10 protein-coding genes are annotated in these 15,696 nt (G+C 65.9%); 5 read left to right on the top strand and 5 right to left on the bottom strand.

Annotated features, from left to right (window positions below; all coding sequences use genetic code 11):
* Positions 1-14 precede the first annotated feature (14 nt).
* From dapE to dapC, 4 genes are all read right to left on the bottom strand, one after another.
* Positions 15-1,154, bottom strand: a complete 1,140-nt coding sequence (gene dapE / locus C8K18_RS03725; protein WP_107706679.1) for a succinyl-diaminopimelate desuccinylase — start codon at positions 1,152-1,154, stop codon at positions 15-17.
* Between the two features lie 117 nt (positions 1,155-1,271).
* Complete coding sequence (locus C8K18_RS03730; protein ID WP_006053008.1) at positions 1,272-1,637, bottom strand: ArsC family reductase; 366 nt, start codon at positions 1,635-1,637, stop codon at positions 1,272-1,274.
* A complete protein-coding gene (gene dapD, locus C8K18_RS03735; RefSeq protein ID WP_053858274.1) occupies positions 1,637-2,464 on the bottom strand; it encodes a 2,3,4,5-tetrahydropyridine-2,6-dicarboxylate N-succinyltransferase in 828 nt (275 codons plus the stop codon). The genes C8K18_RS03730 and dapD overlap by 1 nt, the downstream gene beginning before the upstream one ends.
* Positions 2,465-2,571: 107 nt before the next feature.
* Positions 2,572-3,789: a succinyldiaminopimelate transaminase gene (gene dapC, locus C8K18_RS03740; RefSeq protein WP_107706680.1), complete on the bottom strand. Its 1,218-nt coding sequence runs from the start codon at positions 3,787-3,789 to the stop codon at positions 2,572-2,574.
* Positions 3,790-4,217: 428 nt separating this feature from the next.
* Here dapC and C8K18_RS03750 point away from each other — a divergent pair, with 428 nt between their 5' ends.
* The 5 genes from C8K18_RS03750 to def all read left to right on the top strand — a co-directional run bounded on the left by C8K18_RS03750 (position 4,218) and on the right by def (position 13,166).
* Complete coding sequence (locus tag C8K18_RS03750; RefSeq protein ID WP_107706682.1) at positions 4,218-5,243, top strand: DMT family transporter; 1,026 nt, start codon at positions 4,218-4,220, stop codon at positions 5,241-5,243.
* 160 nt (positions 5,244-5,403) lie between these two features.
* Complete coding sequence (gene smc / locus C8K18_RS03755) at positions 5,404-8,922, top strand: chromosome segregation protein SMC (protein WP_107706683.1); 3,519 nt, start codon at positions 5,404-5,406, stop codon at positions 8,920-8,922.
* 138 nt (positions 8,923-9,060) lie between these two features.
* Positions 9,061-10,368 carry a cell division protein ZipA C-terminal FtsZ-binding domain-containing protein gene (locus tag C8K18_RS03760; RefSeq protein WP_107706684.1) on the top strand — a complete coding sequence of 436 codons (1,308 nt, stop codon included), beginning with the start codon at positions 9,061-9,063 and terminating at the stop codon, positions 10,366-10,368.
* A gap of 186 nt (positions 10,369-10,554) precedes the next feature.
* Entirely contained in the window at positions 10,555-12,636 is a 2,082-nt protein-coding gene (gene ligA, locus C8K18_RS03765; protein WP_107706685.1) for an NAD-dependent DNA ligase LigA, read from the top strand.
* Positions 12,633-13,166 carry a peptide deformylase gene (gene def / locus C8K18_RS03770; protein ID WP_006048667.1) on the top strand — a complete coding sequence of 178 codons (534 nt, stop codon included), beginning with the start codon at positions 12,633-12,635 and terminating at the stop codon, positions 13,164-13,166. Before ligA ends, def begins: the two co-directional genes overlap by 4 nt.
* A gap of 118 nt (positions 13,167-13,284) precedes the next feature.
* Here the strand turns inward: def and C8K18_RS33590 are convergent, their stop codons facing one another.
* Positions 13,285-15,690: a pseudouridine synthase gene (locus C8K18_RS33590; protein ID WP_374710134.1), complete on the bottom strand. Its 2,406-nt coding sequence runs from the start codon at positions 15,688-15,690 to the stop codon at positions 13,285-13,287.
* Between the last annotated feature and the right edge of the window lie 6 nt (positions 15,691-15,696).

Below are 15,696 nucleotides of genomic sequence, written 5' to 3' on the forward strand. Positions count from 1 at the left end.
GTATGTGCCGAGGGTTAAGCGATCAGTTGTTCGAGCACGCGGCGATACACGTTCTTGAGCGGCTCGATGTGGGCAACTTCGATATGTTCGTCGATCTTGTGGATGCTGGCGTTCAGCGGGCCGAACTCGACCACCTGTTGGCAGATGCGCGCGATGAAGCGGCCGTCCGACGTGCCGCCCGTGGTCGACAGTTCGGTGCTCACGCCGGTTTCGTCCTTGATCGCTTTCGCCAGCGCGCTCGACAGTTCGCCGTGCGGCGTGAGAAACGGCAGGCCGCTGACCGTCCATTGCAGATCGTATTCGAGGCCGTGCCGGTCGAGGATCGCGTGGACACGCTGCTGCAATCCTTCGACCGTGCTGGCCGTCGAGAAGCGGAAGTTGAACATGATGTCGGCGTGGCCGGGAATCACGTTGGTGGCGCCCGTGCCGCTATGAATGTTCGACACTTGCCAGGTGGTGGGCGGGAAGTACTGGTTGCCGTCGTCCCAGCGTTCGGCGACGAGATCGGCCAGCGCGGGCGCGAGCAGATGGACCGGGTTTTTCGCCAGGTGCGGATACGCGATATGGCCTTGCACGCCCTTGACGACGAGTTTGCCCGACATCGAGCCGCGCCGGCCGTTCTTTACCGTGTCGCCGAACTGCGCGCTCGAAGTCGGTTCGCCGACGATGCAGTAGTCCATGCGTTCGCCGCGCGCCTGCAGCGCTTCGACCACTTTGACGGTGCCGTCGGTGGCGGGGCCTTCTTCGTCGCTCGTGATCAGGAACGCGATCGAGCCGCGATGCTGAGGATGCGCCGCGACGAATTCCTCGCTCGCCACCACGAAGCCGGCGATCGACGTTTTCATGTCGGCTGCGCCCCGGCCGTACAGCTTGCCGTCGCGATGCGTCGGTTGGAACGGCGCCGATTGCCATTGATCGAGCGGGCCGGTGGGCACCACGTCCGTATGACCGGCAAACGCGAGCAGCTTGCCCGCCCGGCCGTCGACGCCGCGTTTCACGGCCCACAGATTCGTCACGCCGTTCGATTCGATGGTTTCGTGCTCGAAGCCGAGCGCGGACAGGCGCTCGATCAGAAGGCGCTGGCAATGCTGGTCGTCGGGCGTGACGGAGGCGCGCGCGATCAGTTGTTCGGTAAGGGCGAGGGTGCCGGACATGGATTCAGTACAAGCCACTTGGAAATGAAAAAATGCCGGCTGGCGGTGAAGCACCGCAGCCGGCAACAGCTTTGACGCAACGCGGCGGACCGCGTTTTTAGATAAACAACGCTACGCTTACGCAAACAACGCCGCGTATTCGTCGGCGGAAAAACCGAGCGACTTGACGCGGCCGTTGACCACCAGCACCGGCCGCTTGATCACCGACGGCTTGTGGATCATCAACGCGATCGCGCCCGGCTGCGTGTCGGCAGCGGCCTTCATGTCGTCGGACAGGCCGCGCCATGTGGTGCCGCGACGGTTCAGCAGCGCGTCGAGCTTCACGTCTTTCAGCCAGTCCTGCACGAGCGGCTCGGTCACGCCGGCCTTCTTGAAGTCGTGAAACTCGAACTCGACGCCGTGCTCCTCGAGCCACACGCGCGCTTTCTTCACCGTGTCGCAATTCGGAATACCGTAGACGACAGTTTTTGTGCCGCGCGCCATCAGTCGCCTCGCAGAAGCTCGTTCAGGCCGACCTTCGCGCGTGTCTTCGCGTCGACCTTCTTGACGATCACGGCGCAGTAGAGGCTATGCGAACCGTCCTTCGACGGCAGATTGCCCGCCACCACGACCGAACCCGCCGGAATGCGGCCATACGACACTTCGCCGGTTTCGCGGTCGTAAATCTTGGTGCTCTGGCCGAGGTACACGCCCATCGAAATGACCGAGTTTTCCTCGACGATCACGCCTTCCACCACTTCCGAGCGCGCGCCGATAAAGCAGTTGTCCTCGATGATGACCGGGTTCGCCTGCAGCGGCTCCAGCACGCCGCCGATGCCCACGCCGCCCGACAGGTGCACGTTCTTGCCGATCTGCGCGCACGAACCGACGGTGGCCCACGTATCGACCATCGAGCCTTCGTCGACGTAAGCGCCGATGTTGGTGTACGACGGCATCAGCACGACGTTTTTCGCGATGAACGAGCCGCGGCGCGCGATGGCGGGCGGCACGACACGAAAGCCGCCGGCCGCGAAGTCTTCAGCGGTGTAGTTCGCGAACTTCGACGGCACCTTGTCGTAGAACTGGCTGTAGCCGCCGGCCGGCATCGGCGCATTGTCTTCCAGGCGGAACGACAGCAGCACGGCTTTCTTCAGCCATTGATTGACGACCCAGTCGCCGTCTTTCTTCTCGGCGACGCGCAGCGCGCCCTTATCGAGTTGCTCGATGGCGTGGGCGACGGCTTCGCGCACGTCGGCCGGAGCGGCCTTGGGCGACAGCTCGGCGCGGTTGTCCCAGGCGGTGTCGATGATCTGCTGAAGTTGTTGCGACATATGCGTGCTTTATGAAGAGTTGAAGTCTGAAGAAGGGAGGCGGTGTGCAGTGTTCGCGCAAAGCCGGCAGCGCAAAGCCGGCAAGCGCAAACGCGGCAGCACGACAGTCAGCCCGCGAGCCCGCGGCAAAAATCGACGATTCGTTGCGCACCCTGCGTGCATTCGTCGACGTCGGCGACGAGCGCCATGCGCACGAAATTGCGGCCTGGGTTCACGCCGTGCGCGGTGCGCGCGAGGAACGAACCCGGCAGAACGGTCACATTATAGTCGGCGTAAAGACGCTGGGCGAACTCGGTATCGGAGAGGCCGGTGCGCGAGACGTCGGCCCACAGATAGAACGCGGCGTCCGGCAGACGCACGTCGAGCACCTCGGCGAGCATCGGCGTGACCGTCGAAAATTTCTGCACGTATTTCGCGCGGTTCTCGCGCACATGCGCCTCGTCGTTCCAGGCCGCGATGCTGGCGCTCTGATACACGGTCGACAACGCCGCGCCGTGGTACGTGCGGTACAGCAGGAAGTCCTTGAGGATGGCGGCGTCGCCCGCGACGAAACCCGAGCGCATGCCCGGCACGTTCGAGCGCTTCGAGAGGCTCGACAGCATCACGAGCCGATCGTAGCCGCGGCCCAGTTTGTGCGCGGCTTCGAGGCCGCCGAGCGGTGGGTTGGCTTCGTCGAAGTAGATTTCGGAGTAGCACTCGTCGGAGGCGATCACGAAGCCGTGACGGTCCGACAGCGCGAAGAGTTCACGCCAGTCTTCGAGCGTCAGCACAGCGCCCGTCGGATTGCCGGGTGAGCACACGTACAGCAACTGCGTGCGGGCCCAGATCGCTTCGGGCACCGCCGAGTAATCGCACGCGAAGTTGCGCGCCGGGTCGCTGTTCACGAAGTACGGCTCGGCGCCCGCGAGGATCGCGGCGCCTTCGTAGATTTGGTAGAACGGGTTGGGACAGAGTACGATCGCAGGCTCGCCTTCTGCATTACGCTTCGGGTCGATGACCGTTTGCGCGAGCGCGAACAGCGCCTCGCGCGAGCCCGACACCGGCAGCACCTCAGTCGCGGGATCGACGGGCGGCAGACTGTAGCGCTGCGTGACCCAGGTCGCGATCGACTCGCGCAACGGCGCCGAGCCGAGCGTCGCCGGATACGCGGACAGACCGCCGAGCGATGCGATCACCGCGTCGCGTATCAGCGCGGGCGTCGGATGCTTGGGCTCGCCAATGCCGAAGCTGATATGCGCGAGGCCGGCGGCCGGCGTGACGTCCTTGAAAAGCGCGCGCAGCTTTTCGAACGGATAGGGCTGAAGGGAGTCGAGTAGCGGATTCACTGGGCGGATCGGGCCTGATCGAAGAAAGCGCGGAAAGAGGTGCGACGGCGCATGCGCCTCCGCTGGTGTCCTGTCGAGCCGCGCTAAGTGGCGGCGGGACGGCGGCGGCGAGCAGGGAATTATAGCGTGGCGTGGGGCGGGCTTGGGCCTGGCGCGGCGCGGACGGCGCGGGCCGTAACGCGAGCAGCAACGCAAACAACGACGAGCAGCAATACAAGCAGCAACACAAGCAACAAGACACGCAGCAACACGAACAGCAACACCGCAGGAGCAGCAATGTACGCAGGAGCCGGGCAGACATCCAGGCAATGCAGCCGTGAAAACACCGCTGCTTACCACACCAGCAACAGCAGTAACGCGAGCAAAACCAGCAACACCAGCAACGCCGTCGAGCGAATCGCCGCCACGCTCTCGCGGAGCCCGTCGCCATGACGAACTGGCTGCGCACAGGCTGGCCGACGCTCGCGATCATGCTGGGCGCGTCGGTGTGGGGCGTGATCTGGTATCCGTTGCGGATGCTGGCGTCGCTCGGCGTTACGGGCACGGCGGCGAGCGCGCTGACGAGCGGCGCGGGTTGCCTGTTCGTGCTGCTCGTGCGTCATCGGGCCATCCGGACCGTGCGCTGGCACTGGCTGCTGCCGGCGCTTGCGCTCGCCGCGGGCATCACGAATCTCGGCTTCGTGTGGGGCTCGATCCACGGCCAGGTGATGCGCGTGCTGCTGCTCTTCTATCTGACGCCCGCGTGGACCGCGCTGTTCGCGCATTTCATCCTGCATGAGCGCCTGACCTGGCCGGGCGCGGGTCTCGCCGCGCTGTCGCTCGTCGGCGCGATGACGATGCTATGGTCGCCGCAGCTCGGCATTCCGCTGCCGGGCAACCTCGCCGAATGGGCGGGCCTCGCGGGCGGCATGGGCTTCGCGATGAGCAACGTCCTGATCCTCAAGACAAGCCGCGTGTTGCCGCAGATGAAACCGGAGATGCGCACCGCGACCATCTTCGGCGGCGCGGCGATTTTCGGCGCGTGCGCGTCGCTGTTCGAAGCGATGCCCTCGCCGCCGACGGGCGCGCATCTCGGCACCGCGGCGTGGCTCGTGCTGGGGCTCGGTTTCCTGCTGGCGTCGAACAACATGCTGGTGCAGTACGGGCTCTCGCGCGTGCCGGCCAACCGGGCGTCGATCATCATGCTGTTCGAACTGGTAGTGACGGCGCTCTCCGCATGGCTCTTCGCCGGCGAAACGCCCGGCCCGCGCGAATGGGCGGGCGGCGCGTGCATCGTGCTGGCGTCGGCGCTGTCGAGCTGGATGCATCGCCCGAAGGCCATGCCGCCCGATCCCGCCAATCAGGACACTGGCGACGCCGCCGCGGCCGACCGCGACGACAAGGACGACAACAAGCACGACAGCGCGGGCGAACAGTCTAACGACCGCAAGAACCGCCGACGCGCGATGGTATGATTGCCCCTCATTAGCCGGCGCATGCGCGACCCGCGTGCAACCGGCGCCCCAATTCCCGAGGGCTGGCAAGGACCGTAGGCCGTCTCGCCGCAGCCGCGAACGGCTCGTGCGGTCTTCGTGAGCCACCTATTATTTTTCCTTCTCAAACAGCGAAATCGCCGTGCGTCTGACCTCGATCAAACTCGCTGGATTCAAGTCATTCGTCGATCCCACGCATTTCCAGGTTCCGGGCCAGCTAGTCGGCGTGGTCGGACCGAATGGATGCGGCAAGTCCAACATCATCGACGCCGTGCGCTGGGTGCTCGGCGAATCGCGCGCCTCCGAGCTGCGCGGCGAGTCGATGCAGGACGTGATCTTCAACGGTTCGACTGCGCGCAAGCCGGGCAGCCGCGCGAGCGTCGAACTCGTGTTCGACAACGCGGACGGCCGCGCCGCCGGCCAGTGGGGCCAATATGCGGAGATTGCCGTCAAGCGCGTGCTGACGCGCGACGGCACCTCGAGCTATTACATCAACAACCTGCCGGCGCGCCGCCGCGACATCCAGGATATTTTCCTCGGCACGGGCCTCGGGCCGCGCGCGTACGCGATCATCGGGCAGGGCATGATCGCGCGCCTGATCGAAGCGAAGCCTGAAGAGTTGCGCGTGTTTCTCGAAGAAGCCGCGGGCGTCTCCAAGTACAAGGAACGCCGCCGCGAGACCGAGAATCGTCTGCATGACACGCGGGAAAACCTGACGCGGGTCGAGGACATCGTCCGCGAACTGAGCACGAATCTGGAGAAGCTCGAAGCGCAGGCGGTCGTCGCCACGCGCTACAAGGAACTGCAGACCGACGGCGAGGAAAAGCAGCGTCTGTTGTGGCTGTTGCGCAAGAACGAGGCGGGCAGCGAGCAGGAACGTCAGCAGCGCGCGATCGAACAGGCGCAGATCGACCTCGAGGCGCAAACCGCCAAACTGCGTGAAGTGGAAGCGCAACTCGAGACGCTGCGCGTCGCGCACTACTCGGCGAGCGACGCGATGCAGGGCGCGCAAGGCGCGCTCTACGAGGCGAACGCCGACGTCAGCAAGCTCGAAGCCGAGATCAAGTTCATTGTCGAATCGCGCAACCGCGTGCAGGCGCAGATTGCCGCGCTCACCGCGCAGCGCGAGCAATGGCTCGCGCAAGCCGAAAAGGCGCAAGGCGATCTGGAAGACGCCGAAGAGCAGCTTGCCGTCGCCGAAGAAAAAGCGGTAGTCGCCGAGGAAGAAGCCGCGGCGAAACACGACGCCATGCCCGCGCTCGAAGCGCGCTGGCGCGACGCGCAAGCGGAGCTGAACGCGGAGCGCGGCGGCATTGCGCAGACCGAACAGGCGCTCAAGCTCGAAGCCGCGCACCAGCGCAACGCCGACCAGCAATTGCAGCAGTTGCAGCAGCGTCACGAGCGGCTGAAAGCGGAAGCCGGCGGTCTCGATGCGCCCGACGAAGCGCAACTCGAAGAACTGCGCATGCAGCTCGCCGAGCACGAAGAAATTTTGCACGACGCGCAAGCGCGTCTCGCGGATGCGCAGGAAACGCTGCCGCGTCTGGACGCCGAACGGCGCGCCGCGCAAGAGCGCGTGCAGGCCGAAAGCGCGCAGATTCATCAGCTCGATGCGCGCCTCGCCGCGCTCAAGCAATTGCAGGAAAACGTGCAGACCGAAGGCAAGATCCAGCCGTGGCTCGAAAAGCACGAACTGGGTGCGTTGCCGCGTCTGTGGAAGAAGCTGCATGTCGAAGCCGGCTGGGAAGCCGCGCTCGAATCGATGCTGCGCGAGCGGCTTGCCGCGCTCGAAGTGTCGAATCTCGACTGGGTCAAGGCGTTCGCCACCGACGCGCCGCCCGCGAAGCTCGCGTTCTACGCACCACCCGTCGCCGGTCAGCCGGTTGCGGCGCCCGCTGGGCTGCGGCCGTTGCTGTCGCTGGTGCGGATCGACGACGCGGGCATCCGCGCCGTGCTCAACGACTGGCTCGGCCTCGCTTTCGTCGCCGACGATCTGCAGCAGGCGCTCAGCATGCGCGCGCAGTTGCCCGAAGGCGGCTCGTTCGTCGTGAAGGCGGGGCACGTGGTGACGCGCGTCGGCGTGCAGCTTTATGCCGCCGATTCCGAGCAGGCCGGCATGCTGGCCCGTCAGCAGGAAATCGAAAATCTCGCGCGCCAGGTGCGCGCTCAGGCTTTGCTCGCCGACGAAGCGAAGGCCGCCGCGATCCGCGCCGAAGCCGCGCACACGCAAGCCGCGCAGGCGCTGACCGACGTGCGCCAGCAAGCCGAGCGCGCGACGCAGCGTGTGCATGCGTTGCAGCTCGACGTGCTCAAGCTCACGCAGGCGCACGAGCGCTATACGCAGCGCAGCACGCAGATTCGCGAGGAACTCGAAGAGATCAATGCGCAGATCGACGAACAGCGCGCGCTGCGTGCCGAGTCGGAAGCGAACTTCGAGCGCTACGACGGCGAACTCGCGGAATTGCAGGCGCGTTTCGAAGATCATCAACTGGCTTTCGAGGCGCTCGACGAAGAGCTGACCACGGCCCGCGGACAGGCGCGCGATCTCGACCGCGCCGCCACCGACGCGCGCTTCGCCGCGCGCAACATGGCCGCTCGCATCGACGAATTGAAGCGCAGCATTCAGGTCGCGCATGAGCAGAGCGAGCGCGTGGCGGCGTCGCTGGAAGACGCGCGCGCCGAACTCGAAACGATCAACGAGCAGACCGCGCACACCGGCTTGCAGGACGCGCTCGACATTCGCGCGGTCAAGGAAGAGGCGTTGCACGCCGCTCGCCTCGAACTGGACGACCTGACCGCCAAGCTGCGCGCCGCCGACGAAACGCGTCTGACCGCCGAGCGCGCGCTGCAACCGCTGCGCGACCGCATCAACGAATTGCAGTTGAAGGAACAGGCCGCGCGGCTGAACGGCGAGCAGTTCGTCGAGCAACTGGCGGCAGCCGGCGTGGACGAGGCGGAACTGCAGGCCAAGCTCACGCCGGACATGAAGCCGTCGTACCTGCAGGGCGAAGTCACGCGCATCAACAACGCGATCACCGCGCTCGGTCCGGTCAACATGGCCGCGCTCGACGAACTGAAGGCGGCGACCGAGCGCAAGACGTTCCTCGACGCGCAATCGGCCGATTTGACGAGCGCGATCGAAACGCTCGAAGACGCGATCCGCAAGATCGACGCGGAAACGCGCACGCTGCTACAAGGCACGTTCGACGAAGTGAACCGTCATTTCGGCGAACTGTTCCCGCGTCTTTTCGGCGGCGGCCAGGCGAAGCTGATCATGACCGGCGACGAAATTCTCGACGCCGGCGTGCAGGTCATGGCGCAACCGCCGGGCAAGAAGAACTCGACCATTCATCTGCTGTCCGGCGGAGAAAAAGCGCTGACCGCGACCGCGCTGGTGTTCGCGATGTTCCAGTTGAATCCCGCGCCGTTCTGTCTGCTGGACGAAGTGGACGCGCCGCTCGACGACGCCAACACCGAACGTTTCGCGAACCTCGTGCGCGCGATGTCCGACAAGACCCAGTTCCTTTTCATCTCGCACAACAAGATCGCGATGGAAATGGCGCAGCAACTGATCGGCGTGACGATGCAGGAGCAGGGCGTGTCGCGCATCGTTGCCGTCGACATGGAAACGGCTGCGGGTTTCGCCCAGAATATCGTTTGAGCTTAGGTTCGAATTCGGTTCGAATTTCGTTTGAATCATGGAAGCGCGGCCGCCCGCGTTCAGCGCTGCGGCCGCGGCTGCGCGACACGTGGAGCGGGCATCGGGCCGCGCATATAAAGAATTGCTGATGGAGCATGCATGGACGAGTTGACACTCGGTTTGATCGGCGCGGGCGCCGTGGTGGTCGGGGGCGTGGTCGTGTACAACGCGTGGCAGAGCGCCAAGGTGCGTCGCAAGATGCCGCGGCCGATGCCGGCGGACGCCGCGGAGAGTTTCGCGCGCGACGACCACGAGGAGCAGAGCCCGTTCATCGAACCGGCCCGGCCGACCACGCGCCGCGAGCCGGTGGTCGGCGCGGATACGTCTGCCGATACGGCGTCGGCACGTGTAGAGCCGACTTTCGGCGCGCCGGTGGGCGCTGCGCCGCTCGATACGCCGGCTGATATTCAGGCCGAGACGACTACGCCGAACGGTTTTACACCAGCGGGCAATGACGACGATGCCGAGCGCGGTGCGAGCGCCGGTGCTGACAAAGACGCAGCGGCAGCACAATCCGCCGACGCTTCGCGCGAGCCCGACGAGCACATCGAACCGATCCTGCCTGCGGCCACTACTATCTCGTCGGCGCCGCCGGCTATCGTCGATCGCCGCATCGACTGCATCGTGCCGATTCGTCTGAACGGACCGGTTGCGGGCGACAAGGTCATCCCGCTTGCGCAGCGTTTGCGCCGCGCGGGCAGCAAGCCCGTGCATATCGAAGGCAAGCTCGAAGGCGGCGCGTGGGAACTGCTGCAAAACGGCGCGCGTTACGAAGAGTTGCGCGCGGCCGCGCAGTTGGCCAACCGCAGCGGCGCGCTCAACGAACTCGAGTTCTCCGAGTTCGTGACAGGCGTGCAGCAGTTCGCCGACGCGCTCGACGCATCGCCGGAATTTCCCGACATGCTCGAAACGGTTGCGATGGCGCGAGAGCTCGACGCTTTCGCCGCGCAGTGCGACGCGCAGTTGTCGATCAACGTGCTGTCGGACGGCGCGCCGTGGTCGGCCAACTATGTGCAGGCGGTCGCTTCGCAAGACGGCTTGCTGCTGTCGCGCGACGGCACGCGCTTCGTCAAGCTCGACGCGCGCCAGAGCCCGGTGTTCATGCTGCAGTTCGGCGACACCAATTTCCTGCGCGACGACCTCACGTACAAGGGCGGGCAGATGATCACGCTGGTGCTCGACGTGCCGGTCGCCGACGAAGACATCCTGCCGTTCCGTCTGATGTGCGACTACGCGAAGTCGCTGGCCGAGCGCATCGGCGGGCGAGTGGTCGACGATGGTCGGCGCCCGTTGCCCGAGACCGCGCTGCTCGCGATCGAAAAGCAGCTCATGACGCTTTACGCGAAGCTCGAGCAGGCCGGCATTCCGGCGGGCTCGCCGGCCACGCGGCGCCTCTTCAGCCAGTAACTCACCGAAGGTTTCCAGTGTTGCCGACGGCCGCGCGATGCGCGGCCGTTGTCGTTTGCAAATGACGTTGCGCTCACTTTAACGCCATTGCACGAGGCCCGAAACCTGGCCATTCGGACGATGTAAAGGGGCACGCTTTCCTGCGATAATCCAGTGTCCGATTTCACTGAAGAAGCGTCCCACAGCATGGCTCGAACTCCCGCCTCACATTCAGCCACGAGCGCTCCGGCCGAGCGCGATCCGGCTGCACGCGCCGAGTGGCTGCGCGCGGAACTCGAACGCGCCAACTACGCGTACTACGTGCTCGACCAGCCTGATCTGCCCGACGCCGAATACGACAAGCTGTTCAAGGAGCTCGAAAGCATCGAGGCGGAGCACCCGGATCTGATCGTGCCGGATTCGCCCACCCAGCGCGTGGGCGGCGAAGCGGCGAGCGGCTTCGAGCCGGTCGTTCACGACCAGCCCATGCTGTCGCTGAACAACGGTTTCGCCGACGAAGACATCATCGCGTTCGACAAGCGCGTCGGCGACGCGCTCGGCAACAATGCGAAAGAGCCGCCGGTGCCCGTCGACTACGCAACGGAGCTCAAGTTCGACGGCCTGGCCATCTCGCTACGTTACGTCGACGGCGTGTTCGTGCAGGCCGCGACTCGCGGCGACGGTGCGACGGGCGAGAACGTCACCGAAAACATCCGCACGGTCCGTTCGATTCCGCTCAGGCTCAAAGGCAAGCGCGTGCCGCACATACTCGACGTGCGCGGCGAAGTGCTGATGTTCAAGCGTGACTTCGAACGTCTGAACGAGCGTCAGCGCGCGGCGGGACACAAGGAGTTCGCCAATCCGCGCAATGCAGCCGCAGGCAGCTTGCGTCAGCTCGATCCGAAGATCACCGCGCAGCGGCCGCTGTCGTTCTTTGCCTATGGCATCGGCGTGCTCGACGGCATCGAGATGCCGGCCACGCACAGCGAACTGCTCGACTGGTACAAGGAGCTTGGCCTGCCGGTCAATTCGGAGCGCGCGGTCGTGAAGGGCGCCGAAGGTTTGCTCGCGTTTTTTCACGCGGTGGGCGAGAAGCGCGACAAGCTGCCGTACGACATCGACGGCGTGGTCTACAAGGTCAACCGGCGCGACGAGCAGGAAGCGCTGGGCTTTGTATCGCGTGCGCCGCGTTTTGCGCTCGCGCATAAATTCCCAGCACAGGAGGCGCTTACGAAGCTCGTCGCGATCGACGTGCAGGTCGGGCGCACCGGCGCAATCACGCCCGTTGCGCGGCTCGAGCCGGTGTTCGTCGGCGGAGCCACGGTGACCAATGCGACACTGCATAACGAAGACGAAGTGCGCCGCAAGGACATCCGCATCGGCGACACGGTGATCGTGCGGCGTGCCGGCGACGTGATTCCCGAAGTGGTGAGCGCGCTCATCGACCGTCGTCCGGATGACGCTCGCGAATTCGTGATGCCGACGCATTGCCCGGTGTGCGGCTCCAACATCGAACGGCTGCCGGACGAGGCGATTGCGCGCTGCACGGGCGGCCTTTTTTGTCCGGCGCAGCGCAAGCAGGCGCTGTGGCATTTCGCGCAGCGGCGCGCGTTGGACATCGACGGATTGGGCGAAAAAATTATCGATCAACTCGTCGAACAGAACCTGGTGCGCACGCCCGCCGATCTGTTCAACCTCGGCTTCTCGACGCTCGCGCAACTCGACCGTTTCGCCGACAAGTCCGCGCAGAACCTGCTCGACTCGCTCGAGAAGGCGAGGCACACCACGCTCTCGCGTTTCATCTACGCACTGGGGATTCGGCATGTCGGCGAATCCACGGCAAAGGATCTGGCGAAGCACTTCGGCTCGCTGGACCCGATCATGGAGGCTTCGGTGGAGGCGCTGCTCGAAGTCAACGACGTCGGGCCGGTTGTCGCCGAATCCATTCACCAGTTTTTCGCCGAAGAGCACAACCGCACGGTGATCGAGCAACTGCGCGCGCACGGCAAGGTCACATGGCCCGAGGGCCCGCCCGCGCCGAAGGCGCCGCAAGGCGTGCTGGCCGGCAAGACCATTGTGCTGACCGGCACGTTGCCGAGCCTTGCCCGCGAAGAAGCGAAGGAAATGCTGGAAGCGGCCGGCGCGAAAGTGGCCGGCTCGGTGTCGAAGAAAACAGACTATGTGGTGGCAGGGGCCGAAGCTGGCAGCAAGTTGGTGAAGGCCGAGGAACTCGGCATTCCCGTACTCGACGAAGATGGTATGCGTAAGCTCCTGGAGGGGCAGTCATGATCCGCGAAATTCTCAAGATGGGCGATCCGCGCCTGTTGCGTATTGCCGATCCGGTCGATCACTTCGACACGCCGGAATTGCATGAGCTCATTAAAGACATGTTCGAGACCATGCACGACGCGAACGGGGCAGGGCTTGCCGCGCCGCAAATCGGCGTCAATCTGCAGGTGGTGATCTTCGGCTTCGGCAGCAATGAGCGTTATCCGGACGCGCCGCCCGTGCCGGAAACCGTGCTGATCAATCCGACCATCACGCCGGTCTCGCTCGATATGGAAGAGGGCTGGGAGGGCTGCCTGTCGGTGCCGGGCTTGCGCGGCGCGGTCAGCCGCTTTTCGATGATCAAGTATCACGGCTTCGATCAGTACGGCAAACCGATCGACCGCGTTGCCGAAGGGTTCCATGCGCGCGTCGTGCAGCACGAATGCGATCACCTGATCGGCAAGCTGTATCCGATGCGAATCAACGATTTCGCGAAGTTCGGCTTTACGGAAGTGCTGTTTCCGGACCTGGACCCGAATAGCGACGATTGAGGCGGAAGTTCGAGGCGAAAGAAAAAACTCACGCAAATGAGTGGGTTCGATGAGATTGCTGGATGACTGGGACAGCCCGATCGGCTTACGCTGATCGGGCTGTTTTTTCGGACGTCTGTCAGAACGACTCGTCGGCGGCCAGGTAGCGCCACTGTCCGGGCGGCAGCGCGCCGAGCACCACGCGACCCATCCGCACGCGCTTCAAGCCGATCACTTCGAGGCCGACCAGTTCGCACATCCGGCGAATCTGGCGCTTCTTGCCCTCGCGCAGCACGAAGCGCAACTGCTCGCCGTTTTGCCAGCTGACCTGCGCGGGCTTGAGCGGGACGTCGTCGAGCGAGAGGCCGTGGCGCAGCAATTCGAGGCTTTCCGCCGGAAAGTGACTTTCGACGTCGACGGTATGCTCGCCGTAGGCGACGCGCACCAGATATTCCTTGTCGATCTCCGAATGCCCGCCGATCAGTTGCTTGGCGATGCGGCCGTCCTGCGTCAGCACCAGCAAGCCCGTTGAATCGATGTCGAGACGCCCGGCCGGCGCCAGTTGACGCAAATGCGCGACGGAAAAACGGATGTCCGAATGGTCGCCTTCCCAGCGGTTTTCCGGCGTCACGAGCGTGATGGCCGGCTGATAGCCGTCCTCCGCCTGGCCCGACACGTAGCCGACTGTCTTATGGATCAGCACCGTGACCTGGCTCGCTTGCACGGCTTCGGCGGCGGGGTCGATCTCGATCCGCTGATCGGGACGCACTTTAGTGCCCAGCGTGTCGATCCGTTCGCCGTCGACGAGCACCCAGCCTTTCTCGATCCATTCGTCGGCCTCGCGGCGCGAACAGAGGCCAAGCTCCGACATGAGCTTGGACAGACGCAGCGTGCCTGGCGCGTCTTCGATGTCGCGACGCGGTGTGCGCGGGGCCTGCTCGGCTTGCGCGTGACGGTCGGCCGATGCGGCGCCGCGCGGCTTGCCGGCGCGCGCGGGGCGGTCGTCGGGGCCGCGGCGTGTGGCGGATGGCTTATCGAAGCTGCGGGGGGCGCGGTCCGTGCGCTCTGTGCGCGGGGCGGAGGCGTTGCTGAAATCGCGTCGGGCGGGTGTGCGTTCGCCGCGTTCGTCACGGGGCGCGCGTGCTTCACGGTCCGGGCGGTCGCCGTAGCCGCTCTTCACGGGCTTCGCAAAGCTTCGTTCTCCACGCTCTCCGCGTTCGCCTTCGAAGCGACGCGGGGCGCTGTCGCTACGCGGTCCGCGCTCGCTGCCGAAACGCGGGCGATCGGATGCGTCGCGCTCGCGGCCCGTCGGACGTTCGCCGCGCGCACCGGCTTCCGCAGGACGGCCTGCTCCGGTGCGTGGTCCAGCAAATGGCCGGCGCTCGCCGCTGTCGCCGCGCGGCGCACGGTCTCCACCGAATTTGCGCGCGGCGCCGCCGTCGGCGTTGCCGTCGAAGCGGCGGGGCGGGCGCTCGGTGCTGTCTCCGAAACGACGGGGGGCGCGTTCCGCGCCTGCGCCGCGAGGGGCTCGGTCGGTGCTGCCGGTGCGGTCTTCGAAGCGTCGCGGTGTGCGGTCGCTGCTGCCGGCGCGGTCTTCAAAGCGTCGGGGTGTGCGGTCGGCGCTGCCGGCGCGGTCGCCGACCGGTGCGCGAGGTCCGCGCTCGCTGCCACCTGCGCGATCGTCAAAGCGTCGGGGTGCGCGGTCACTGCCGCCCGCCCGATCTTCAAAACGTCGCGGTGCCCGTTCGGCGCGCTCGCCGGCCGGGGCACGAGGTCCGCGCTCACCACCACCTGCGCGATCGTCGAAGCGCCGCGGTGGGCGGTCGCTGCTACCGGCACGATCTTCAAAGCGTCGCGGTGCGCGCTCGATGCGGTCGCCGGCCGGGGCACGAGGCCCGCGGTCGCTGCCACCTGCGCGATCCTCGAACCGTCGCGGTGCTCGCTCGCCGCCACCTGAGCGATCTTCAAAGCGTCGCGGCCCACGTTCGGCGCGCTCGCCGGCCGGGGCACGAGGCCCTCGCTCACCACCACCTGCGCGATCCTCGAACCGTCGCGGTGCGCGCTCGCTGCTACCGGCGCGATCTTCAAAGCGCCGCGGCCCACGCTCAGCGCGGTCGCCGGCTGGGGCACGCGGTGCGCGCTCGCGACCACCGGCCCGATCCTCAAACCGTCGCGGCGCTCGCTCGCCACCGCGCTCACTGCTTCCTTCAAAACGCCGTGCAGGCGCACCGCTCGTACCTTCGCGACGCGGCGGCCGATCGGACCCGCTCCGCCGCGCGCCAGCCGCGCCGCCAGCCCCGCCAGCGCCACGCTCACGCGCGAACCCACCTTCCTCGCGAGGAGCACGCGGCGCGCGTGCGCCAGCCGAACGTTTCTCGCCCGCCGACGCCCCCGCGCCTTCGCCGCGCGCCTCGCCCGGGCCGGACGTCGACGGTTTGGGTCCCGCCGGCCGTGTCGGCTTGCGCGCCGACGTGCTGCCGCTACGGACAGGGGCGCGTTCGGACGAAGCCGGCCGCGGGTGCTTGGCTGTTAATTTGACTCGCATGAAATC

It is taken from the genome of Paraburkholderia sp. GV068 (genome assembly GCF_003058125.1).
GTDB classification, from domain to species: domain Bacteria; phylum Pseudomonadota; class Gammaproteobacteria; order Burkholderiales; family Burkholderiaceae; genus Paraburkholderia; species Paraburkholderia graminis.